Origin of the sequence: Pseudomonas sp. DrBHI1, from assembly GCF_002205115.1 — a bacterium.
Lineage (GTDB): Bacteria > Pseudomonadota > Gammaproteobacteria > Pseudomonadales > Pseudomonadaceae > Aquipseudomonas > Aquipseudomonas mosselii.
In genome coordinates, this window is sequence record NZ_NIBE01000040.1 from 32379 (window position 1) to 53859 (window position 21481).

Sequence of the window (21481 nt, forward strand, 5' to 3'; positions counted from 1 at the left end):
CTGGCGTTACGGCTCGGTTTGACCGCGTAAGCCTAAGCAATGCCGGGGGGCAGGACAACCGCTCAATGACGCCAGGCCGGGCGCCACTCCAGTTGGCGCACGTGCACGGTGCACAGCGGCAGGGTGGAGAGGACCAGGCGCTCCAAGGGGCCGGGCACATCGTGCCAGAAGGTTCCGAGCGCGCCGGGACCGGGCATGAACTCGGTGTAGTCATGGTCGCGCAGGGTCAGCCAGTAGGCGGTTGAGACGGCGCTGCCTAGGGTACTGATCTCCACCTCGAGCAGCAGGCAATCGACCGTCTGGCCGAAGATGATCTCGACATCGGATTGGCCCAGGACAATCAGTTCCGTGCCGCTACGTCCTTCGTCGGTCTTGTAGCGCGAGCTGTAGGCGATGCCATTGGAGACGATGTTCAGGCCCGAGGGCGTGCGCCAGGTGATTTCCGGCATCGGCGCTGAAGGCTGCCACCTGGCAAAGTCTTCCGTGTAGATCACCGTTGTTTCTCCGGCCTGGTTCGGGTGTGCTAACCAAGACTGCCTACCCTTGCGACAGTCAGCTACTGACAAAAATACCAGTTGCAAAAAGCACTTGATGTCACTGCGGTGGCAGGGTGGGCAGAGGTGACGTATTCTTAACGCATCTCTCCCGGGGCGTTCCTCCCCGTATCTTCTATCGCTTCTCTAACCGGAGTTCGCCATCATGGCTGCTGCTTGGGTGCGCCTGTGCGCGTTGGTATTGATCGGGGTGTCCAGCGGTGCCGCGCTGGCCAAGGACAAGACGGCGATCGTCGTCGGTGGTGGCCTGGCAGGCCTGACCGCGGCCTATGAATTGCAGGCCAAGGGCTGGCAGGTCACCCTGCTGGAAGCCAAATCTGGCATGGGTGGGCGTTCGGGGCTGGCCACCAGCGAGTGGATTGGCAACAGCAAGACCCAGCCGGTGCTCAACCAGTATCTGGAGCGGTTCAAGGTCGGCACGTTGCCGGCGCCGGAATTCGTGCGAACCCCGGGCTACCTGATCGACGGCGAGTACTTCAGCGCAACCGATCTGGTGGCCAAGCAACCGGCCACTGCCGAGGCCCTCAAGCGCTACGAGAAGACCCTCGACGACCTGGCCCGCTCCATCGAGGACCCGCTGAATCCGGCGGCTAACAGCACCCTGTTCGCCCTCGACCAGATGAACGTTTCCACCTGGCTGGACAAGCTGCAGTTGCCGGCGACCGCACGTCAGCTGGTCAACCAGCAGATCCGTAGCCGTTATGACGAGCCGTCGCGCTTGTCGCTGCTGTACTTCGCCCAGCAGAGCCGCGTCTACCGCAACGTCAGCGACCGCGACCTGCGCGCCGCGCGCCTGCCGGGCGGCAGCCCGGTGCTGGCCCAGGCCTTCGTCAAGCAGCTCAAGACCATCAAGACCAGCTCGCCGGTCACCGCCATCGTCCAGGACAAGGACGGGGTGACGGTGAAGGTCGGCGCCGTGGGCTACCAGGCCGATTATCTGGTCATGGCCGTGCCGCTGCGGGCCCTGGCCAAGATCCAGATGACCCCGGGACTGGACAACCAGCACCTGGCCGCGCTGAAGGGCACCAACTACGGTTGGCGCGACCAGTTGATGCTCAAGTTCAAGAACCCGGTGTGGGAAAGCCGTGCGCGCATGTCCGGCGAGATCTTCTCCAACACCGGCCTGGGCATGTTGTGGATCGAACCTGCGCTCAAGGGCGGCGCCAACGTGGTGATCAACCTGTCCGGCGACAACGCTCGTCTGCTGCAGGCCTTCGGTGACAAGCAGATGGTCGACCAGGTGCTGATCCGTCTGCACGCCTTCTACCCGCAGGCCCGTGGCGCCTTCACCGGCTACGAAGTACGTCGTTACAGCACCGATGCCGGCATGGGAGGCGCTTACCTGGCCTACGGCCCAGGACAAATCAGCAAGTACTGGCGTCTGTGGGAGCGTCCGGTCCAGCGTATCGCCTTTGCCGGCGAGCATACCGACGCACTCTACCCTGGTACCCTCGAAGGTGCCCTGCGCAGCGGCCAGCGCGCTGCGAGCCAGGTCCAGGACCTGGCGGCAGGCAAGTCCTTCGACCCGGCCAAGGCCGCACCGGTTGCCGCCGCAGCCGCCGCTGGAGCAGCGGGTGCCGTGGCGGCAAAGGATAAGGGCGGGTTCTTCTCCAACCTGTTCGGTGGCGGCTCCGACAAGGCTCCGGCCAAGGCGGAGCCTGTGAAGGTCGAGGAGGCCAAGCAGGACAATCCAGGCTTCTTCTCGCGTCTGTTCGGCGGTGCTGACAAGCCAGAGGCGAAGGCCGCGCCGATCGCCAAGGCCGAGGAGATCGCCCCGGCGCCTGCACCGGCCCCGGTCGCCCCGGCACCTGTGGCCAAGGAGGAAGCGGTTAAACCTGCCGCCACCAAGCCTGCTCCAGCCAAGCCTGCGGCCAAGCAGGCACACAAGCCCGGTACCAAGCCGGCGCCGGTGAAGAAGGCTACCGCCAAGTCGGAACCGGCCAAGAAGCCGGTGGTCAACGGCCAGGCCAAGGCCGGCTGATCTCGCTATTGACGCCATCGCGGGCTCCCGTGATGGCGTCGGCACATCCAAACGACTATCGTTAATGTTTCCTTAATAGGAAGCTTGCAGACTAAATATCGGGTTTTTAGATAATCCGAAGCAATTTTTTACGCTTTTATTCGATGCGTTAAGCGCTAGTCTTGTGCGCAGCTTTCACGGGGAATACGCCAACATGCAACTGCGCAACTCATCTTCCCGCTATGGCCTGGTCAGCATCGTCCTGCACTGGGGCGTGGCGCTGGCGGTCTTCGGCCTGTTCGGCCTGGGCCTGTGGATGGTCGGCCTCGACTACTACAACCCATGGCGCAAGACCGGCCCCGACCTGCACAAGAGCATCGGCCTGGTACTGCTGGCTGCCATGCTGCTGCGTGTGCTCTGGCGTTTCATCAGCCCGCCACCGCCGGCGCCGGCCAACCATGGCAAGGTCACCCGCCTGGCCGCCAAGCTGGGTCACCTGGCGCTGTACCTGGGCCTGTTCGCGGTGATGGTCGCCGGCTACCTGATTTCCACTGCCGACGGTGTCGGCATTCCGGTGTTCGGCCTGTTCGAGGTGCCGGCGCTGATCAGCGACCTGCCTGACCAGGCCGACACCGCCGGGGTGATCCATCTCTGGCTGGCCTGGGGCCTGGTGATTTTCGCGGTGCTGCATGCCCTGGCGGCACTCAAGCACCATTTCATCGACCGTGACGCGACCCTGACTCGCATGCTGGGCCGCAAAGCTTGACTCTCAACCTCAATTGCAAAGGAAGGAAGTAAGGATGTTGAAAAAGACTTTTGCCGCTCTGGCGCTCGGTACCGCCCTGATCTCCGCCGGCCAGGCCATGGCCGCCGAATACAAGATCGACAAGGAAGGCCAGCACGCGTTCGTTGACTGGAAGATCAGCCACCTGGGCTACAGCTTCATCCACGGCACCTTCAAGGACTTCGACGGCAACTTCACCTGGGACAGCGCCAAGCCCGAGGCCAGCAAGATCAGCGTCGACCTGAAGACCGCCAGCCTGTGGTCGAACCACGCCGAGCGTGACAAGCACATTGCCAGCGCCGACTTTCTTGATGTGAAGAAGTACCCTCAGGCTAAGTTCGTCTCCACCAGCGTCAAGTCGACCGGTGAGAAGACCGCTGACGTCACCGGCGACCTGACCTTGCACGGCGTGACCAAGCCGGTCACCTTCAAGGCTGTGTTCAACGGTGAAGGCAAGGACCCATGGGGTGGCGAGCGCGCTGGCTTCAACGCCACCACTACGCTGAACCTGAACGACTTCGGGATCAAAGGCCCAGGCCCGACCTCCCAGACCCTGGACCTGGATATCAGTGTCGAAGGTGTGAAGCAGAAGTAGTTCGCTACGCTGGAAACAAAAACGCCGCCCATTGGGCGGCGTTTTTGTTTGGGTTCCGCACGGGACAGGCCCGCGATTGCGCTCTTAACCCTTGCGAGTCAGCAGCGCCGGACGCTCACCCCGTGGGCGGCTCGGCAAGTCGTCCAGTTGCTCGGGCGTCGGGTAACGGTCTAGCTTGGATTCCTTGCGAATGATCACCGGCGCGCTCTGAGACTCGCGCGGGTTGCGCACGGCGGGTTCCTGGCGAGCCGATTCGTCACGGCGGTTACGGCCACCGTTGTTGTCACGACGAGCGCCGCCATTGCTGCCACCACCGTTGCGCGGGCGTTTTTCACCCGAGCCTTGGCCTTGGCGCTGTTGGCCATTACCACGGCCTTGACCTTGAGCCTGGCCACCACCACTGCGTTGGCCCTGGCCTTGTCCGCCATTGCCACCTGGGCGACGGTTGCGGCCTTGATTCTTGGCGTTCTGGTAAGGGCTGACGTAGTCGGCGCGGTTGCCGAAGTTATCCACATCGTCGTCCAGAAACTCTTCCGGGTCACGATCGGCGGGGACCGAGGGGATGGCCTTCTGGCCCTGTGCGACCTGCTGCTGGCGTGGCTTCTTGTCACGCGGCTTGCGCTGCTGCTGGCCTTGCTGCTTGTCGCCAGTCTTTTCCTTGTCGGCCTGCTTCTCGCCCGCAGGTTTGTTGCGGCCTTTGTCCTTGCCCTTGTCCTTGCGTCCGCCACTGCCTTCCTTGCCGCCTTCGCCGCGAGGTTGCTGGTTGCGGCCACCGCGACCAGTGTTCTGCTGGCGCTCGCGGACTTCCGGCTTCTCGGCCTCGACCTGGGAGGCGTCGAAGCCCATCAGGTCGCCGTCCGGGATCTTCTGCTTGGTGACGCGCTCGATACTCTTGAGCAGCTTCTCTTCGTCTGGGGCGACCATCGAGATGGCCTCGCCCGAGCGACCGGCACGGCCGGTACGGCCGATGCGGTGAACGTAGTCTTCCTCGACGTTGGGCAGCTCGAAGTTGACCACGTGGGGCAACTGGTCGATGTCCAGGCCGCGGGCGGCGATGTCGGTGGCGACCAGCACGCGCACGGTGTTGGCCTTGAAGTCGGCCAGGGCCTTGGTGCGGGCGTTCTGGCTCTTGTTGCCGTGGATCGCCGCGGCAGTCAGGCCGTGCTTCTCGAGGTACTCGGCCAGGCGGTTGGCGCCGTGCTTGGTACGGGTGAACACCAGTACCTGCTCCCAGGCACCCAGGGTGATCAGGTGCGCCAGCAGGGCGCGCTTGTGGCTGGCCGGCAGGCGGTAGACACGCTGCTCGATACGCTCGACGGTGGTGTTTGGCGGCGTGACCTCGATGCGCTCGGGGTTGTGCAGCAGCTTGTCGGCGAGGTCGGTGATGTCCTTGGAGAAGGTCGCCGAGAACAGCAGGTTCTGGCGCTTGGCCGGCAGGCGCGCCAGCACTTTCTTGACGTCGTGGATGAAGCCCATGTCGAGCATGCGGTCGGCTTCGTCCAGCACCAGGATCTCGACCCGCGAGAGGTCGACGCTGCCCTGGCCGGCCAGGTCGAGCAGGCGGCCCGGGCAGGCGACCAGGACGTCGACGCCCTTGGCCATGGCCTGGACCTGCGGGTTCATGCCGACGCCGCCGAAGATGCAGGCGCTGATGAAGTTCAGGTCGCGGGCATAGACCTTGAAGCTGTCATGCACCTGGGCAGCCAGCTCGCGGGTCGGGGTCAGCACCAGCACGCGCGGTTGGCGCGGGCCGTGGCGTTGCGATTTGTCGGGGTGGCCACCCGGGAACAGGCGCTCGAGGATGGGGAGCGCGAAGCCGCCGGTTTTACCAGTACCTGTCTGGGCGGCGACCATCAGGTCGCGACCTTGCAACACGGCGGGAATGGCCCGCTGTTGCACCGGAGTGGGCTGGGTGTAGCCCGCTGCCTCGATAGCGCGGACAAGAGCCTCGGAGAGACCGAGGGAAGCAAAGGACATGGGCAATCCTGTTCTCGTGGGGGCTGGGCCCGATGGGGTGTACTGCCTGGCGCGACGGGCATCGGAAGGATGCGATCGCGTCCGGTCCAGCTGGGCGTTCACGGCGCATCCTGGATGCCAGCAGGCGGCGCGCAAGGTGCGCTGCTGCGGGGCGAGATGCCTGTTGCGAGGCCGAGCGTCCGGGCGTGAGCCTGGCGGGAAGGCTCGAGTATAACAGAGCAATCAGGGTGTGCTGCGTTCCTGCTGCTCAACGGCGAAAGGAAAGTCCTGATTGCCCAGGTAGCGGGCGTTGATCGCCGCATAGGCCGGCTCCTGCTTGAAGCGTCGCAGTTCTTCGCTGAACGCCTGTGCCAGATGCTCGCGCCCTGGCTTGCGGGCCAGCCCCAGGTACTGCAGGCGGCGGCTGATCACCAGGGGCAGCGCCTCGACGGTCTGCTCCAGGCCAAGCTGGCGGCTGACATAGCGACCCACCTTGCGGTCGGTCACCAGCAGGTCTATGCGCCCGAGCGCCAGCTTGCCAAAGTTGGCTTGGTGGCTGGGCGCCGGTTCCCGGCGGAACAGCGGCGATTCAGCGAAGGCGCCGTCGTAGACGTAGCCCGGCGAGGTGCCCACGGTCAGCCCGGCCAGGTCTTCTAGGCGTTTGACCGGATGGGGGCGCGAGCGGGCCTGGTAAAGGACGAACTCGACCTCTGACATGGGTTCGTCCGGGTAGACCAGGTAACCCTGGCGCGAGTCGACGCGGAAAATGTCCATTACCGCGTCCGCCTGGCCTTGCTCGACCATGGCCAGGCAGCGCCGCCAGGGCAGGAACTGCCATTGCACCTCGACGCCCAGGCGCTTGAATACCTCTTCGGTAACCTCGTAGTCGATGCCTTTGGGCTGACCGTTTTCCTGGTAGAGGTAGGGCGCCCAGTCGTCGCTGACGATGCGCAGGCGTTCGGCGTGGGCCAACGGGCTCAGGCCGGCGAGCAGCAACAGCAGGAGAGGGAGGATGAGCGTGCGCATGGCGGGAGAGTACGCTGCGAACCCGGACAAGGCCAGTGAACACCGGTCGCGGTGGCCTGCGGCACAAGCGCGAATGAACAAGGCTTTGACCTGCGCCAAAGCCTTGCCCACGACCATCAGCGTGGCAGCTTCAGGTTGTTCCAGATCGCCAGGCTCGGCTCGGCCTGGTTGAGGGTGTAGAAGTGCAAGCCCGGTGCGCCGCCTTGCAGCAGTTGTTCGCACATGCGGGTGATCACTTCCTCGCCGAAGGCCTGGATGCTGGCGGTGTCGTCGGCATAGGCTTCCAGCTGCTTGCGGATCCAGCGCGGGATCTCGGCGCCGCAAGCGTCGGAGAAGCGTGCCAGCTTGCTGTAGTTGGTGATTGGCATGATGCCGGGCACCACCGGGATGTCCACGCCCAGCTTCTGTGCGCGCTCGACGAAGTAGAAGTAGCTGTCGGCGTTGAAGAAGTACTGGGTGATGGCGCTGTCGGCGCCGGCCTTGACCTTGTGCACGAAGTTGGCAAGGTCTGCCTCGAAGTTACGCGCCTGTGGGTGCATCTCCGGATACGCGGCCACTTCCAGGTGGAAGTGGTCGCCGCTTTCCTGGCGAATGAACTCGACCAGGTCGCTGGCGTAGCGCAGCTCGCCACTGGCCATGCCCATGCCGGATGGCAGGTCGCCGCGCAGGGCGACAATGCGCCTGATGCCGGCGGTCTGGTACTCGGCGAGCAGCGCGCGCAGGTCGTCCTTGCTGTCACCTACGCAGGACAGGTGCGGGGCGGCGGGGACCTTCACTTCGCTTTCCAGCTGCAGCACGGTGTTCAGCGTGCGGTCGCGGGTCGAGCCACCGGCACCGTAGGTGCAGGAGAAGAAGTCCGGGTTGTAGCTGGCCAACTGGCGGGCGACGCCCATCAGCTTCTCGTGGCCGGCGTCGGTCTTGGTTGGGAAGAACTCGAAACTGTAGCGGCGTTCTTGTGACATCTCTCGTTCCTTCGGTGGCGCGCCCGGGGCGGCTACCTGCAAATAAAAGCCAGGACGGTTGGGGCCGGCCTGGCTCGGACATCGGTACGACGCGTTGCCAGCCAGCGCCAGGGCGATAGCCCGGCGCTGGCGCCGCTGCTTAGTAGCGGTAGGCGTCCGGCTTGAACGGACCTTCGACGGTCACACCGATGTACTCGGCCTGCTGTGGGGTCAGCTGGGTGACCACGCCGCCGAAGCCGCGGACCATTTCCAGGGCCACTTCTTCGTCCAGCTTCTTCGGCAGCACTTCCACGGTCAGGCGCTCGGCCTTCTTGGCGGCTGGCAGTTCGGCGAACTTCTGCTCGAACAGGAAGATCTGCGCCAGCACCTGGTTGGCGAACGAGCCATCCATGATGCGGCTTGGGTGGCCGGTGGCGTTGCCCAGGTTCACCAGGCGTCCTTCGGCCAGCAGGATCAGGTAGTCGTCGTTCTGCGGGTCGAATACGCCAGCGCCGGTGCGGTGGATCTTGTGCACCTGCGGCTTGACCTCTTCCCACGCCCAGTTCTTGCGCATGAAGGCGGTGTCGATCTCGTTGTCGAAGTGGCCGATGTTGCAGACCACGGCACGCTTCTTCAGGGCCTTGAGCATGTTGGCGTCGCAGACGTTGACGTTACCGGTGGTGGTGACGATCAGGTCGATGCGGCCCAGCAGGTCTTTGTTGATGCCGGCTTCGGTACCGGTGTTGATACCGTCCTTGAACGGCGAGACCACTTCGAAGCCGTCCATGCAGGCCTGCATGGCGCAGATCGGGTCGACTTCGGTGACCTTGACGATCATGCCTTCCTGGCGCAGGGACTGGGCCGAACCCTTGCCCACGTCGCCGTAGCCGATCACCAGGGCCTGCTTGCCCGACAGCAGGTGGTCGGTACCGCGTTTGATGGCGTCGTTCAGGCTGTGACGGCAGCCGTACTTGTTGTCGTTCTTGCTCTTGGTGACCGAGTCGTTGACGTTGATCGCCGGGACTTTCAGCTCGCCCTTGGCCAGCATGTCGAGCAGGCGGTGCACGCCGGTGGTGGTCTCTTCCGTCACGCCGTGGATCTTGTCCAGCATGGCCGGGTATTTCTTGTGCAGGATTTCGGTCAGGTCACCGCCGTCGTCCAGGACCATGTTGGCGTCCCATGGCTGGCCGTCTTTCAGGATGGTCTGCTCGATGCACCACTCGTACTCTTGCTCGGTTTCACCTTTCCAGGCGAACACCGGGATGCCGGCGGCGGCGATGGCGGCGGCGGCCTGGTCCTGGGTGGAGAAGATGTTGCACGACGACCAGCGTACTTCAGCGCCCAGGGCGACCAGGGTCTCGATCAGCACGGCGGTCTGGATGGTCATGTGGATGCAGCCGATGATCTTCGCGCCCTTGAGCGGTTGCTCGGCTTGGTACTTGCGGCGCAGGCCCATCAGTGCCGGCATTTCCGATTCGGCGATGATGACTTCCTTGCGGCCCCAGTCGGCCAGGGAGATGTCGGCGACCTTGAAGTCGGAAAAATCAGCAGGCGTGTTTACAGCGCTCATTGAGAGCCTCCATTCGTAGTGTGCGAATGGGCGCCGTTGTGCGTTAAGCGTCCGCTTGCGCGGACAACGCCCCAACCGAGCCTGACAGGCCGAGCCTGCTGCAGCGCCCCTCGGTCGGGTGGCGGGATGGCCACCACTGCGGGAGACCATGTGAAACGGCAGGGATTATAGCCGCGGGCGTGTGACACACCCAAGACTTTCTGTCGATTAATCGAGACGATAGTCGATGTTCAATGGAGGGTGGCCGAGCGGTCTGCCATCATTAGCCCATGTGAGCCAGGCAGGTCAGGAGTACAGATGAACTTTCACACCCGCAAATGGGTAAAACCCGAAGACCTCAACCCCAACGGCACCCTGTTCGGCGGCAGCCTGCTGCGCTGGATCGACGAGGAGGCGGCGATCTACGCCATTGTCCAGCTGGGCAACCAGCGCGTGGTGACCAAGTACATTTCCGAGATCAACTTCGTCAGCGCCTCGCGCCAGGGCGACATCATCGAGCTGGGCATTACCGCCACCGAGTTCGGCCGCACTTCGATCACCCTCAAGTGCGAAGTGCGCAACAAGATCACTCGCAGGGCCATCCTCACAGTCGACAAGATGGTCTTCGTCAACCTCGGCGAGGACGGGCTGCCGGCGCCGCACGGGCGTACCGAGATCAAGTACATCCAGGATCAGTTCCCGGACAGCGCGGTCGAATAAGCGCTGGAGCGTTCGTGGGAGCGGCGCACCGCCGCTCACTCGCTATTACTCGGTTTGTGTGCTGACCTTGCGCACCACCTTGCCGACCGTCAGCCCCTGCACCAGGATCGACGACAGCACCACGATGTAGGTGATCGACAGCAGCAGGTCACGTTCATCGCCCTGTGGCAGGGACAGCGCCAGGGCCACCGACACGCCACCACGCAGGCCGCCCCAGGTCAGCACGCGGATGGTGCCCTGCGGCACGGTCCGCCAGCGGCGCAGCAACACGATGGCTGGCGCCACGGTCAGCAGGCGCGAGGCCAGCACCGCCAGCGCCAGCACGCCACCGGCCGCCAGGTGCAGCCAGTTGAAGGGCAGCAGCAACAGCTCCAGGCCGATCAGGGCGAACAGCAGGGCGTTGAGCATGTCGTCGATCAGTTCCCAGAATCCGTCCATGTAGCGACGTGTCATGTCGTTCATCGCCAGGTTGCGCCCCAGGTTGCCGATAATCAGGCCGGCCACCACCATGGCGATCGGCGCCGACACATGCAGCTCGTAGCACATGGCCGAGCCACCGATCACCAGCGCCAGGGTCAGCATGACCTCGACCTGGTACTGCTCGACGCTCTTGATCATGCGGTAGGTGGCGTAGCCGATCAGCCCGCCGAACACCACTCCACCGATGGCTTCGCGGGCGAACAGCAGGGCCGTGTCAGACACGCTCGGGGTCTCGCCCAGCTGGATGATGCCCAGCAGCACGGTGAACACCACCACCGCGGTGCCGTCGTTGAACAGCGACTCACCTACGATGGTGGTCTTCAGCGGTTTCGAGGCGTTGGCGGTGCGCAGCGCGCCGAGCACGGCGATCGGGTCGGTTGGCGAGATCAGCGCGCCGAACAGCAGGCAGTAGATCAGCGGCACGTTCCAGCCGAACAGGGCGAACACCCAGTGCGCCAGGTAGCCGATCACCACGGTGGCGATCAGCACCCCGATAGTGGCCAACAGGCCGATCGGCCAGCGGTAGCTGCGCAGGTCAGCGAGGTTGACGTGCAGGGCGCCGGCGAACAGCAGGAACGACAGCATCCAGTGCATCAACAGGTCATTGAAGTCGATCTGGTTCATCAGGCCTTCGACGCGCTCTTCCAGGCCGGGGAAGCCGATCAGGCTCAGGCCCTGCAGTATCAGGGAGAACAGCAATGCGGTGACCATCACGCCGATGGCCGGCGGTAGGCCGATGAAGCGGTAGTTCACATAGGTGAGGAGGGTGGTGAGGCAGATAAACGCGGCAACTAATTCAAGCATCCCGAATCCTGTAACAGTGGCTTCCAAGTCGTTTCCCGAGTAACTCGGGCAGTTCTTGGATGATCTGGCGCGGGGCTCGGGACACACCTTATGACCGGAAATACCAAATTCGTTCCTCAGAACGGATTGCAGATTCTTTATGGGAGCAAGCGTTATAGTGCGTGCAGCCGCCTGGTCATTGCGCAAGGAGCCCCGCGTGCTGGCAACCTCCCTGGTACTGGTCGCAGCCCTGCTCCACGCGACCTGGAACACCCTCATCAAATTCAGCGGCGAACGCCTTCTGGTGATCGCCAGCATGGACCTGGTCGCACTGGTCTTCGCCATTCTGGCGGTGGCGTTCGTCGATTTTCCCCCGGCGGGCATCTGGCCCTGGCTGCTGGCATCGGCGCTGGCCGAGCAGCTCTACCGCTACCTGCTGATCAAAGCCTATCGCGTCGGTGACCTGGGGCTGGTCTATCCGTTGATGCGTGGTTTGTCGCCGTTGGTCGTGCTCGGACTGACCCTGGCTTTTGCCGGCGAGTCGCTCAGCCAGCAGCAGATCATCGGCATCCTGCTGATCCCCTGCGGCATGGCCTGCCTGTTGTGGCAGGGTGGTGGCGGTGATCGCCTGCCCTGGTCGATGCTGCCGGTGGTGGCCCTGATCGGCCTGTGCATCGGCTGCTACACCTGGTTCGACGGCCAGGCCGTGCGCCTGTGGGGCAAGCCCTGGGATTACCTGGTGTGGCTGACCCTGCTCAGCGCCTGGCCGTTCCCGTTGCTGGCCGGGGTGGCGCGGCGGGCACCGTTCGCCATGTTTTGGCGCACTCAGTGGCGTCTCGGGCTGACGGTGGGGGGGTGCGTGCTGCTGAGCTACGCCCTGGTGCTGTGGGCCATGCACCTGGGATCGGTGGCGGAGGCGGCGGCGCTGCGCGAGCTGAGCGTGATCCTCGTGGTGTTGCTGGGCATGCGTTACCTCAAAGAACCTTTTGGCGGGCCGAGACTCCTAGCTTGCGGGCTGGTCCTGGCCGGCATGCTGGTGATGAAGCTGTGAACCGATCCTCTGTGAACAAGGAGTCCTGTAGATGACCGTTGCCCTGTGGTGCATTCTCGTCGCGCTGTTCCTGCCGCCGCTGTGCGCATTGATCGCCAAGCTCAGCAGCGGGTATTTTGGCCTGCGCGCCAATCACGACCCGCGTGCGTTCCTGGACAAGCTGGAAGGGTTGCCTCGACGCGCCCATGCTGCCCAGCTGAACGGCTATGAGGCGTTTCCCGCGTTTGCCGCGGCGGTTCTTGTGGCCGATATCGTCGGCAATGCCGAGCAGGTGACCCAGGATGTGCTGGGGGTGGTGTACATCACCAGCCGGCTGCTCTACATCATCTGCTACCTGGCGGACTGGGCGGTGCTGCGTTCGCTGGTGTGGTTCGTTGGGATGGCGCTGATTGTGTCGTTCTTCGTCGTATCGATCTGAATGGATCGCGGGGCAAGCCCGCTCCCACGCAATCATCGTGGGAGCGGGCTTGCCCCGCGATAGCGTCTGTCAGGGTACTTTCGGCACTTCAGGCAAAGGCTGACCTTTGGGCCACAGCATCCAGATCTGTCCCTGCTGCTTCATGTTCCCCGCCAACTCGCCGGCCTCGTGGCCGGTGCCCCAGAACAGGTCCGCGCGCACTTCGCCGGTGATGGCGCCGCCGGTGTCCTGGGCGCCGACCGGACGCACCACCGGGCTGCCGTCCGGGCGGGTGGTGGAGAGCCACAGCAGGCTGCCCAAGGGGATTACCTTGCGGTCGATCGCGACGCTGTAGCCTGCGGTCAGCGGCACGTTGAGCGAGCCGCGCGGCCCCTCGTTGCTGTCCGGGCGGGTACTGAAGAACACGTAGCTCGGGTTGCTGGCCAGCAGCTCGGGCACGCGCTGCGGGTTGGCCTGGGCCCAGGCGTGGATGCTGCCCATGGTCACCTCCTCTTTCGGCAGCTGTCCCTGTTCCACCAGCCAGCGTCCGATCGGGCGGTACGGGTGGCCGTTCTGGTCGGCGTAGCCCAGGCGCAACTGGCGGCCGTTCTCCAGCTGGATACGGCCCGAGCCTTGAATCTGCAGGAATTGCAGGTCCATCGGGTCGGTCAGCCAGGCCAGCACCGGCGCCTTGGCGCCGTCGCGGTTGATCACCTCGGCGGTGTCGTAGGGTTTGAGCACCCGTCCGTCAAGGCGCCCGCGCAGGCGTTTGCCCTTGAGCTCGGGGTACACGCTGGCCAGGTCGACCACGATCATGTCCTCGGGCACCCCATACACCGGTACATGCGCGCTGTCGGTGCGGGCCAGGCTGCCGGGGTAGACCGGCTCGTAGTAGCCGGTGATCAGGCCGTTGGCGCTGTTCTGCGCCGAACGCAGGGCATAGACCTGCAGATTCTGTTCGAGGAAGGTGCGCACCTGGGCGGCATTCGCCGTTGCCGAGCCGGCTGCTTCGCAGGTGGCGGCCCACACCGGGTCGCGCCTTAGCTTCTCGCAGCCATTGCGCCAGGCGTAGAAGCCGGCCAACAGGTCGTCGTCGCTGACCTGGGGCAGATCCTTGAAAGTAGCTGGTACGTAGGTGGCGATGGCGTGGGGTTCGGGCTTGGCGCTTTCACCGCCGTTGCAGCCGGCCAGGAGCGCCAGGGCGGGCAGTGCCCAAGCGAAATGGCGCAATGCAGATTTCATGTTGTCGATCCTGTGTGGGGAAAAGCATGAAGATTCACCCCTGTTTTCTGTGTGGCTATTGGTCTTTGCCCCCGGGGCGGCGATACTGGCCGCCCGTTTTCCTGGCCGAAGAGACCGTGATGTTCAAGCGATTGACCGTAGTACTGCTCGCCGCCCTTGCCCTGAGCGCCTGTGACGGCGTCGATCCCAACTCGCCGTTGGGCCAGCGCAAGGCGATCTTCAAGCAGATGCTCAAGACCAGCGAAGACATGGGCGGCATGCTGCGCGGGCGCTTGCCCTTCGACGGCGTGAAGTTCGCCGATGGCGCGGCGAAGCTGGACAGCCTGGCCCATGCACCGTGGCAGCACTTCCCACAGGCGCGCGACGCGGGTGATAGCAGCGCGCGGGCCGCGGTCTGGGAGCGCCAGGCGCGATTTCAGGACCTGGCCCGGCAACTGGAGGGCGTCACTGGCGAGCTGGTCGCGGTGACCCGTACCCAGCCACTGGACGCAGCCCAGGTGAAGGCGCCGATGGACAAGGTCGAGGCGGCGTGCAAGGCCTGTCATAGCGAGTTTCGCAATCACTGAGCCAAGGGGCTCTTGTGGGAAGCTATCCGGTTAGCGTTCGAGCTCGTCCACGGCCTCCTGCAGCTCCTTCTTCGCCTCGGCCAGTTTGTCCTTGCGCTTGTTGATCTTCTCCGCGTCGCCCTTCTTCATGGCCTTGTCCAGGTCCTTGGTGCGCTGGTTCACTTCGTGGCGGGCGTCGAGCACCTTCTGCTCGCGTTCCTTGCGCAGACCGGCATCGGTACAGTGCTCGGTGACTTCGTCCAAGGCCTTTGCCAGGCCTGCTTGCTGGTCGCTGTTGCCATGGGCGCGGGCTTGTTCGATCTGTTCGCTGATGGCCTGGCGCTTGGCTGCGCAGCCGGTCAGGCCCGGCTGCTCTTGGGCAGCCAGCAGCGGGCTGGCGGCGAAGCCGAGCAGGGTGGACAGGGCGAGGGACGAAAGCAGTTTCATCGGGGGCTCCATATCGGGCAGGGCAGCGGAAAGCGAAATGCTGCCCTGATCCGCGCAAATTAGAAACCCTCGATTGCATGGTTGCGCAGGTTTCCGACAAGTCCCTGGACCTGCTCGTGGGCGAAAAAAGCCTGCAGTTGCTCGGCACGACCGGGCCCGACGCCAGGTTCGGCAAGCCATTGCTCGATGTTTCTGGAGGCCAGTGTGGGCCAGTCGGGGCCCAGTTGCAGGCTGGACGGCGCGGGTATGCCGAGGCCCCGCAGCCAACGCTGGAAGGGCTGTTGGCGGGCCTGGGCGAAAGCCGCATGCAATTGCCTGGCTCGTGCCTCGGCGATCCCGGGTACCTCGAGCAGCTGCTTCTGATCGAGGCTCAGCCAATCGGTCAACTGCACGATGTGGCCACTTTCGACAAGGCGTTTCCAGGTTTCGGCCCCCATGCCAGGCAGGTCGAGGCCCTGCTTGCCGCTCAACCAGGCAAGGCGGGCGATGAACTGCTGCTGGCATCCCTCGACTGCCTGCCAGCAGCTGAAGGCGTCGTAGGTCGCCGGATCCGGAGCCTGCACGATGGGGCGTCGAGCGGCACGATGCACCACGCTATGCAAGCGTGGGATAGTCATGCCGGCCAGGCTGACCGCTATCTGGTCACCTGGGCGGATATCCAGCTCCTTCCAGCGCGCCAGCGAGCCGAGGCTGAGCTGGTTTATCCGGCGGTCGTCCAGGGTCACTGGCTGCAATATCAGCAAGGGTGTGATGCGCCCGGTCCGGCCGATTCGAAACTGCACATCCCTGACCTGCGCCAGGGCCTGGGTGAAGGGGTATTTCCAGGCAGCGATCCAATAGGGCGCCTGGGCGCGCCAGCGCTGCGCCGCCGGGCGACTGTCCTGGCGCAGGATCACGCCGTCGGTGGCGAAGGGCAGGGGCGAGTGGTACCAGTGCTGGCGCCAGCGCGCGGCTTCGGCAAAGCCATCGATGGCCACGCTCAGCCGCTGGCTGTCGGTGAAGCCCAGTGCTGCCAGGCGTGCGAGGCGCTCGGCCTGGTTATCCGGGCCGTGTGGCCAGTCCCAGACGAACAGTCCGATGCTTGCGCCCTGCTCTTCGCTCATCCGCGTGCGTGCCAGCATCCCGGCGACGGTGCCGCGGGCATTGGCGCTGCCTGCCTCGGCCTGCACATGGTTGTTCAGGCGCCAGTACAGCTCGCCTTGGAACACCGCGTCCAGCGGTTGGGAAAGTTGCTGCACGATGCCGCTCAGCAAGGGGATGTGCCGGCTCCAATCGTGCCCCAGTATTCCATCGCCACGGCTGAGCAGGCCTGTCAGCTGGCCTTGGCGGTAGATCAGCGAGACCGCGACGCCATCGACCTTCGGCTGCATCCAGACATTGCGTTTGCCCTGCAGCCATCGGGCTACGGCCTGCTCGTCGGCGAGCTTGCCGACGCCGGTGTGAGGTATCGGGTGGGGGGCTGTGCCGCGTGCGCTGGCCAGCGGGGAGTCGCTGTGGGAGAGGCCAAAGCAGGCTTGAAGCTCCAGCAGGTGCTGGCGGCTTTGATCGTAGAGCTCATCGGCCACCAGGGCGACGCCTTGGCGGTGATACTGCTCGTCCCAGTGGGCGAGGGTGGCACGCAGCTGGGCGACCTCGGCCTCGGCCTGCGCCGTGTCCCAGGCCGGGCAGGTGCTTGCCTGGGCGACGGGGTGGTGCAACAGCAGTGCAATGAAGATCAGCAGCAATGGCATGGCCGGCATCCTTGCAAGGCGGGAAAGTGTCCTTAGCCTAGGCGGGTGACGGTGTGGGCAGCGGCGGGGATTTGTCAGCCGATATGTCACGAAAAAGCCCCTGTCGATCACTCGGCAGGGGCTTTCCGTTACTGCTGTAGGAGGTTTACAGGCCAGCTGCGTCGCGCAGGGCGGCGGCGCGGTCGGTGCGCTCCCAGGTGAAGGTGGTGAAGGTGTCGTCGCCGACGGTCTTCTGCTGCGGAGTACGGCCGAAGTGGCCGTAGGCCGCGGTCTCCTGGTACATCGGGTGCAGCAGGTCGAGCATGGTGGTGATGGCGTAAGGACGCAGGTCGAAGCACTCGCGCACCAGTTGGATGATCTTGTCGTCGGAAACCTTGCCGGTGCCGAAGGTGTTGATCGAGATGGAGGTCGGCTGGGCCACGCCGATGGCGTAGGACACCTGGATCTCGCAGCGCTCGGCCAGACCGGCGGCGACGATGTTCTTGGCCACGTAGCGGCCGGCATAGGCTGCAGAGCGGTCGACCTTGGACGGGTCCTTGCCGGAGAACGCGCCGCCACCGTGGCGGGCCATGCCGCCGTAGGAGTCTACGATGATCTTGCGGCCGGTCAGGCCGCAGTCGCCCACCGGGCCACCGATGATGAAGTTGCCGGTCGGGTTGATATGGTACTGCGTGCCCTTGTGCAGCAGCTCGGCCGGCAGGGTGTGCTTGACGATCAATTCCATCACCGCTTCCTGCAGGTCTTTCTGTGACACCTCAGGGTTGTGCTGGGTCGACAGGACGACGGCATCGATGCCCACTACCTTGCCGTTTTCATAACGGCAGGTGACCTGCGACTTGGCATCCGGGCGCAGCCAAGGCAGCAGGCCGGACTTGCGCGCTTCGGCCTGGCGCTCGACCAGGCGGTGCGAGAAGCAGATCGGCGCAGGCATCAGCACTTCGGTCTCGTTGCTGGCGTAGCCGAACATCAGGCCCTGGTCGCCGGCGCCCTGGTCTTCCGGCTTGGAGCGGTCGACGCCCTGGGCGATATCCACCGACTGTTTGCCGATGATGTTCATCACGGCGCAGGTGGCGCCGTCGAAGCCGACGTCGGAGCTGTTGTAGCCGATGTCGATGATGACCTTGCGCACCAGGTCTTCCAGGTCGACCCAGGCCGAGGTGGTGACTTCACCGGCGATGATCGCGACACCGGTCTTGACCAGGGTCTCGCAGGCCACGCGGGCGTATTTGTCCTGGGCGATGATGGCGTCCAACACCGCGTCGGAGATCTGGTCGGCAATCTTGTCCGGATGCCCTTCGGACACGGACTCGGAGGTGAAAAGGGAGTATTCGCTCATCTCGATGGGTTCCTGAAATTTACCGATGTTGAATGTCGCCAGTGGCCCGCTGGAAATGCCGGACCTGGATCTGGAAACCGTTACGCAAGCCCACGTAGAGGCTGTCCCCTGGGGCCAGCCCTGCCGCGTTGGCCCAACGGGCCAGGTCGTCCTGCTCGAAGCCAAGCCACAGGTCGCCGCAGGCTTCGCGGGCCCACCCCTGGTCATGGCTGCACAGCTCGGTGACCAGCAGGCTTCCGCCCGCTTTCACCCGTCTGGCCAGCAGGCGCAGGGCCTGGGCCGGGTCGCTGAAATGGTGCAGGACCATGTTCAGCACAACGCAGTCAGCTTCCACATCCGTTGCACCCAGTGCATCGGCCAACTGCAGGTTGACGTTGTTCAGTGCGTGGCGCTCGCATACCTGGCGGGCCAGCTCTAGCATGGTCGGGCTGTTGTCCATGGCCGTGACCTGCTCGAAGCGCCTGGCCAGGTCGGGTAGGAAACCGCCGTCGCCGGGGCCGACCTCAAGGGCGCTGGCGCCATCCTCGAAGCTCAGCTTGTCGAGCAGTGCCAGCAGGCTCTCGCGGTATTGCGGCAGGCCGGCGATGAGGTCTTGCTGGGCGCGGAATTTCTCTTCCACGCGCAGGAAAAAATCCTGGCTGGTGGCGGCGCGACGCTGCTGTACCTGGGCGATGCGGGCCTGCACTGCTTGAGGCAGGGCGAAATTGTCGACTTCATCGAGCAGCGCCGCATGCAGGCGGCCGCCCAGCCGCTGGCTATCGGGCAGGGCACGGCGGTAGAAGATCGCGTTACCCTCGCGACGGGTCGCCACCAGCTCGGCCTGGGCCAGCACCTTCAGGTGATGGCTCATGCCCGACTGGCCGATGTCGAAGATCTGTGCCAATTCCAGCACGCCGAACGAGTCGTTGGCCAATGCGCGCAGTACGTTCAGGCGCAGAGGGTCGCCGCCGGCCTTGCACAGGGCGGCCAGTTCGTCGCTGCGTTGTGGGGTGACGGGCGCATTGAAGTTCATGGGGCGGGAGTCTAGACAGGGGATGCTGTCGTCGCAATAGCAATATCAAAAAGTTTTGATATTGCCTGATCAGTGGCTTCCAGGGATGCCTCGTGGGAGTGGTGTGCCCCGCGATGGCGTCAGATCAGACGGGGGGATGGGCCAGGGCTGACGCCATCGCGGGGGCAGGCTCGCTCCCACAACCCCGCTTTTCTGCTCTTTTGCCAATCAATCACAGGAAAAAAGCCCGACTGCGACCATACGTCATTGCCCCCGGCCCCCCCTGTGGGCGAAAATGGTCGCCTTTTTCGCTTCACCACTTATTTCAAGCCCCAGGAGACTCAGCGATGCCCAGCCGTCGTGAACGTGCCAACGCCATTCGTGCCCTCAGCATGGATGCCGTGCAAAAGGCCAACAGCGGCCACCCAGGTGCCCCCATGGGTATGGCGGATATCGCCGAAGTGCTTTGGCGCGATTACCTGAAGCACAACCCGAGCAACCCAAGCTTCGCCGACCGTGACCGCTTCGTGCTGTCCAACGGCCACGGCTCGATGCTGATCTACTCGCTGCTGCACCTGACCGGCTACGACGTCAACATCGACGACCTCAAGGCCTTCCGCCAGCTGCACAGCCGCACCCCGGGTCACCCGGAGTATGGCTACACCCCGGGCGTCGAGACCACCACCGGCCCGCTGGGCCAGGGCATCGCCAACGCCGTGGGCTTCGCCCTGGCGGAAAAAGTGCTGGCCGCCCAATTCAACCGTGAAGGCCACGACATCGTCGACCACAACACCTACGTGTTCCTCGGCGACGGCTGCATGATGGAAGGCATCTCCCATGAAGTCGCCTCGCTGGCCGGCACCCTGGGTCTGAACAAGCTGATCGCCTTCTACGACGACAACGGCATCTCCATCGACGGTGAAGTCCACGGCTGGTTCACCGACAACACCCCGGCGCGCTTCGAGGCCTACAACTGGCTGGTGATCCGCAACGTCAACGGCCACGACGCCGACGAGATCAAGACCGCCATCGAGACCGCGCGAAAGAGCGATCGTCCGACCCTGATCTGCTGCAAGACCATCATCGGCTTCGGCTCGCCGAACAAGCAGGGCAAGGAAGACTGCCACGGCGCACCGCTGGGCAACGACGAAATCGCCCTGGCGCGCAAGGAACTGAACTGGAACCACGGCCCATTTGAAATCCCTGCCGACATCTACGCCGAGTGGGATGCCAAGGAAGCCGGCGCCAAGGTCGAGGCCGAGTGGAACCAGCGTTTCGACGCCTACGCCAAGGCCTACCCTGAGCTGGCCGCCGAGTTCAAGCGCCGCGCCGCAGGCGACCTGCCAGCCGACTTCTCCGAGAAGGCCCAGGCCTACATCAACGAAGTTGCCGCCAAGGGCGAGACCATCGCCAGTCGCAAGGCCAGCCAGAACACCCTGAACGCCTTTGGCCCGCTGCTGCCCGAGTTCCTCGGTGGCTCCGCCGACCTGGCCGGCTCCAACCTGACCCTGTGGAAAGGCTGCAAGGGCGTCGAAGCCAACGATGCCAGCGGCAACTACGTGTTCTACGGCGTGCGCGAGTTCGGCATGACCGCCATCATGAACGGCGTCGCCCTGCACGGCGGCCTGGTGCCCTACGGCGCCACCTTCCTGATGTTCATGGAGTACGCCCGCAACGCCGTGCGCATGTCGGCACTGATGAAGCAGCGTGTGATCCACGTCTACACCCACGACTCCATCGGCCTGGGTGAAGACGGCCCGACCCACCAGCCTATCGAACAGCTGACCAGCCTGCGCAGCACGCCGAACCTGGACACTTGGCGCCCGGCCGACGCGGTGGAATCCGCCGTGTCCTGGAAGCATGCCCTGGAGCGCAAGGACGGCCCGTCGGCGCTGATCTTCTCGCGCCAGAACCTGCAGCATCAGACCCGCGACGCCCAGCAGATCGCCGATATCGCCCGTGGCGGTTACGTGCTCAAGGACTGCGCCGGCGAGCCTGAGCTGATCCTGATCGCCACCGGCTCCGAAGTGGGCCTGGCCGTTCAGGCCTTTGACAAGCTGACCGCTGAAGGCCGCAAGGTCCGTGTCGTGTCGATGCCGAGCACCAGCGTGTTCGACGCCCAGGATGCCGCGTACAAGCAGTCGGTACTGCCGCTGGAAGTTGGCGCGCGTATCGCCATCGAAGCCGCTCACGCTGACTTCTGGTACAAGTACGTCGGCCTCGAAGGCCGCGTGATCGGCATGACCACCTACGGCGAGTCGGCCCCGGCCAGCGCGCTGTTCGAGGAATTCGGCTTCACCCTGGACAACATCCTGGGCACCGCCGAAGAGCTGCTGGAAGACTGATTCAGACTGTGCGAGGCGAGGGCGTTGCCCTCGTTTCGCGACACAAGGC

The 21481-nt window shown here is 64.5% G+C and carries 19 protein-coding genes and 1 riboswitch; of the genes, 8 read left to right on the plus strand and 11 right to left on the minus strand.

Annotated elements, in window-relative coordinates; all coding sequences use genetic code 11:
* Positions 1-62 precede the first annotated feature (62 nt).
* Positions 63-494, minus strand: coding sequence for a hypothetical protein (locus CC207_RS06500; protein ID WP_143496085.1), 432 nt, complete (start codon positions 492-494; stop codon positions 63-65).
* 205 nt (positions 495-699) lie between these two features.
* Here CC207_RS06500 and CC207_RS06505 point away from each other — a divergent pair, with 205 nt between their 5' ends.
* The 3 genes from CC207_RS06505 (at position 700) to CC207_RS06515 (ending at position 3893) form a co-directional block, all read left to right on the plus strand.
* Positions 700-2535 carry a flavin monoamine oxidase family protein gene (locus CC207_RS06505; protein WP_088851759.1) on the plus strand — a complete coding sequence of 612 codons (1836 nt, stop codon included), beginning with the start codon at positions 700-702 and terminating at the stop codon, positions 2533-2535.
* 193 nt (positions 2536-2728) lie between these two features.
* Entirely contained in the window at positions 2729-3280 is a 552-nt protein-coding gene (locus tag CC207_RS06510; protein WP_028688342.1) for a cytochrome b, read from the plus strand.
* Positions 3281-3314: 34 nt separating this feature from the next.
* Positions 3315-3893, plus strand: a complete 579-nt coding sequence (locus CC207_RS06515) for a YceI family protein (protein WP_028688341.1) — start codon at positions 3315-3317, stop codon at positions 3891-3893.
* Between the two features lie 84 nt (positions 3894-3977).
* Here CC207_RS06515 and CC207_RS06520 read toward each other — a convergent pair whose 3' ends face one another.
* The 4 genes from CC207_RS06520 to ahcY all read right to left on the minus strand — a co-directional run bounded on the left by CC207_RS06520 (position 3978) and on the right by ahcY (position 9386).
* On the minus strand, positions 3978-5870 hold the full coding sequence (locus tag CC207_RS06520; protein ID WP_028688340.1) for a DEAD/DEAH box helicase: 1893 nt from the start codon (positions 5868-5870) through the stop codon (positions 3978-3980).
* Positions 5871-6092: 222 nt separating this feature from the next.
* Positions 6093-6875 (minus strand): ABC transporter substrate-binding protein, encoded by a 783-nt coding sequence (locus CC207_RS06525; protein WP_088851769.1) that lies wholly within the window; start codon positions 6873-6875, stop codon positions 6093-6095.
* Between the two features lie 116 nt (positions 6876-6991).
* Positions 6992-7837 carry a methylenetetrahydrofolate reductase [NAD(P)H] gene (gene metF / locus CC207_RS06530; RefSeq protein ID WP_028688337.1) on the minus strand — a complete coding sequence of 282 codons (846 nt, stop codon included), beginning with the start codon at positions 7835-7837 and terminating at the stop codon, positions 6992-6994.
* Between the two features lie 139 nt (positions 7838-7976).
* Positions 7977-9386 carry an adenosylhomocysteinase gene (gene ahcY, locus CC207_RS06535; RefSeq protein WP_088851760.1) on the minus strand — a complete coding sequence of 470 codons (1410 nt, stop codon included), beginning with the start codon at positions 9384-9386 and terminating at the stop codon, positions 7977-7979.
* Between the two features lie 21 nt (positions 9387-9407).
* Positions 9408-9504: riboswitch (S-adenosyl-L-homocysteine riboswitch) on the minus strand.
* 179 nt (positions 9505-9683) lie between these two features.
* On the opposite strand from ahcY, the gene CC207_RS06540 reads away from it, so the two are divergent.
* Entirely contained in the window at positions 9684-10085 is a 402-nt protein-coding gene (locus CC207_RS06540) for an acyl-CoA thioesterase (protein WP_028688335.1), read from the plus strand.
* A gap of 45 nt (positions 10086-10130) precedes the next feature.
* On the opposite strand, the gene CC207_RS06545 is transcribed toward CC207_RS06540, so the two are convergent.
* On the minus strand, positions 10131-11369 hold the full coding sequence (locus CC207_RS06545) for a sodium:proton antiporter (protein ID WP_028688334.1): 1239 nt from the start codon (positions 11367-11369) through the stop codon (positions 10131-10133).
* A gap of 196 nt (positions 11370-11565) precedes the next feature.
* On the opposite strand from CC207_RS06545, the gene CC207_RS06550 reads away from it, so the two are divergent.
* Both CC207_RS06550 and CC207_RS06555 read left to right on the plus strand, forming a co-directional pair.
* Entirely contained in the window at positions 11566-12399 is an 834-nt protein-coding gene (locus tag CC207_RS06550) for a DMT family transporter (RefSeq protein ID WP_088851761.1), read from the plus strand.
* A gap of 31 nt (positions 12400-12430) precedes the next feature.
* Positions 12431-12817, plus strand: coding sequence for an MAPEG family protein (locus CC207_RS06555; protein ID WP_028688332.1), 387 nt, complete (start codon positions 12431-12433; stop codon positions 12815-12817).
* Between the two features lie 69 nt (positions 12818-12886).
* Here CC207_RS06555 and CC207_RS06560 read toward each other — a convergent pair whose 3' ends face one another.
* The gene (locus CC207_RS06560; protein ID WP_088851762.1) at positions 12887-14038 is read right to left on the minus strand and encodes a murein transglycosylase A; all 1152 of its coding nucleotides are present in this window, start codon (positions 14036-14038) and stop codon (positions 12887-12889) included.
* A gap of 119 nt (positions 14039-14157) precedes the next feature.
* Here CC207_RS06560 and CC207_RS06565 point away from each other — a divergent pair, with 119 nt between their 5' ends.
* Positions 14158-14604: a cytochrome c gene (locus tag CC207_RS06565; protein ID WP_028688330.1), complete on the plus strand. Its 447-nt coding sequence runs from the start codon at positions 14158-14160 to the stop codon at positions 14602-14604.
* A gap of 30 nt (positions 14605-14634) precedes the next feature.
* On the opposite strand, the gene CC207_RS06570 is transcribed toward CC207_RS06565, so the two are convergent.
* From CC207_RS06570 to CC207_RS06585, 4 genes are all read right to left on the minus strand, one after another.
* Entirely contained in the window at positions 14635-15030 is a 396-nt protein-coding gene (locus tag CC207_RS06570) for a DUF1090 domain-containing protein (RefSeq protein WP_028688329.1), read from the minus strand.
* 59 nt (positions 15031-15089) lie between these two features.
* Positions 15090-16760 carry an NAD-dependent DNA ligase LigB gene (ligB, locus tag CC207_RS06575; protein ID WP_088851763.1) on the minus strand — a complete coding sequence of 557 codons (1671 nt, stop codon included), beginning with the start codon at positions 16758-16760 and terminating at the stop codon, positions 15090-15092.
* A 145-nt stretch (positions 16761-16905) separates the two neighbouring features.
* A complete protein-coding gene (gene metK / locus CC207_RS06580) occupies positions 16906-18096 on the minus strand; it encodes a methionine adenosyltransferase (protein WP_028688327.1) in 1191 nt (396 codons plus the stop codon).
* 19 nt (positions 18097-18115) lie between these two features.
* On the minus strand, positions 18116-19108 hold the full coding sequence (locus CC207_RS06585) for a metalloregulator ArsR/SmtB family transcription factor (RefSeq protein WP_028688326.1): 993 nt from the start codon (positions 19106-19108) through the stop codon (positions 18116-18118).
* Between the two features lie 326 nt (positions 19109-19434).
* Between CC207_RS06585 and tkt the strand changes: the two genes are divergently transcribed.
* Entirely contained in the window at positions 19435-21432 is a 1998-nt protein-coding gene (gene tkt / locus CC207_RS06590) for a transketolase (protein WP_028688325.1), read from the plus strand.
* Positions 21433-21481 lie beyond the last annotated feature (49 nt).

Excerpts from the sequence above, each read along its gene's own strand:
- CC207_RS06510 (WP_028688342.1), top strand. The coding sequence starts at position 2,729 with ATGCAACTGCGCAACTCATCTTCCCGCTATGGCCTGGTCAGCATCGTC.
- tkt (WP_028688325.1), top strand. The coding sequence starts at position 19,435 with ATGCCCAGCCGTCGTGAACGTGCCAACGCCATTCGTGCCCTCAGCATG.
- CC207_RS06540 (WP_028688335.1), top strand. The coding sequence starts at position 9,684 with ATGAACTTTCACACCCGCAAATGGGTAAAACCCGAAGACCTCAACCCC.
- metK (WP_028688327.1), bottom strand. The coding sequence starts at position 18,096 with ATGAGCGAATACTCCCTTTTCACCTCCGAGTCCGTGTCCGAAGGGCAT.
- CC207_RS06585 (WP_028688326.1), bottom strand. The coding sequence starts at position 19,108 with ATGAACTTCAATGCGCCCGTCACCCCACAACGCAGCGACGAACTGGCC.
- CC207_RS06545 (WP_028688334.1), bottom strand. The coding sequence starts at position 11,369 with ATGCTTGAATTAGTTGCCGCGTTTATCTGCCTCACCACCCTCCTCACC.
- ligB (WP_088851763.1), bottom strand. The coding sequence starts at position 16,760 with ATGCCATTGCTGCTGATCTTCATTGCACTGCTGTTGCACCACCCCGTC.
- CC207_RS06555 (WP_028688332.1), top strand. The coding sequence starts at position 12,431 with ATGACCGTTGCCCTGTGGTGCATTCTCGTCGCGCTGTTCCTGCCGCCG.
- CC207_RS06515 (WP_028688341.1), top strand. The coding sequence starts at position 3,315 with ATGTTGAAAAAGACTTTTGCCGCTCTGGCGCTCGGTACCGCCCTGATC.
- metF (WP_028688337.1), bottom strand. The coding sequence starts at position 7,837 with ATGTCACAAGAACGCCGCTACAGTTTCGAGTTCTTCCCAACCAAGACC.
- ahcY (WP_088851760.1), bottom strand. The coding sequence starts at position 9,386 with ATGAGCGCTGTAAACACGCCTGCTGATTTTTCCGACTTCAAGGTCGCC.
- CC207_RS06570 (WP_028688329.1), bottom strand. The coding sequence starts at position 15,030 with ATGAAACTGCTTTCGTCCCTCGCCCTGTCCACCCTGCTCGGCTTCGCC.
- CC207_RS06560 (WP_088851762.1), bottom strand. The coding sequence starts at position 14,038 with ATGAAATCTGCATTGCGCCATTTCGCTTGGGCACTGCCCGCCCTGGCG.
- CC207_RS06525 (WP_088851769.1), bottom strand. The coding sequence starts at position 6,875 with ATGCGCACGCTCATCCTCCCTCTCCTGCTGTTGCTGCTCGCCGGCCTG.
- CC207_RS06565 (WP_028688330.1), top strand. The coding sequence starts at position 14,158 with ATGTTCAAGCGATTGACCGTAGTACTGCTCGCCGCCCTTGCCCTGAGC.
- CC207_RS06520 (WP_028688340.1), bottom strand. The coding sequence starts at position 5,870 with ATGTCCTTTGCTTCCCTCGGTCTCTCCGAGGCTCTTGTCCGCGCTATC.
- CC207_RS06505 (WP_088851759.1), top strand. The coding sequence starts at position 700 with ATGGCTGCTGCTTGGGTGCGCCTGTGCGCGTTGGTATTGATCGGGGTG.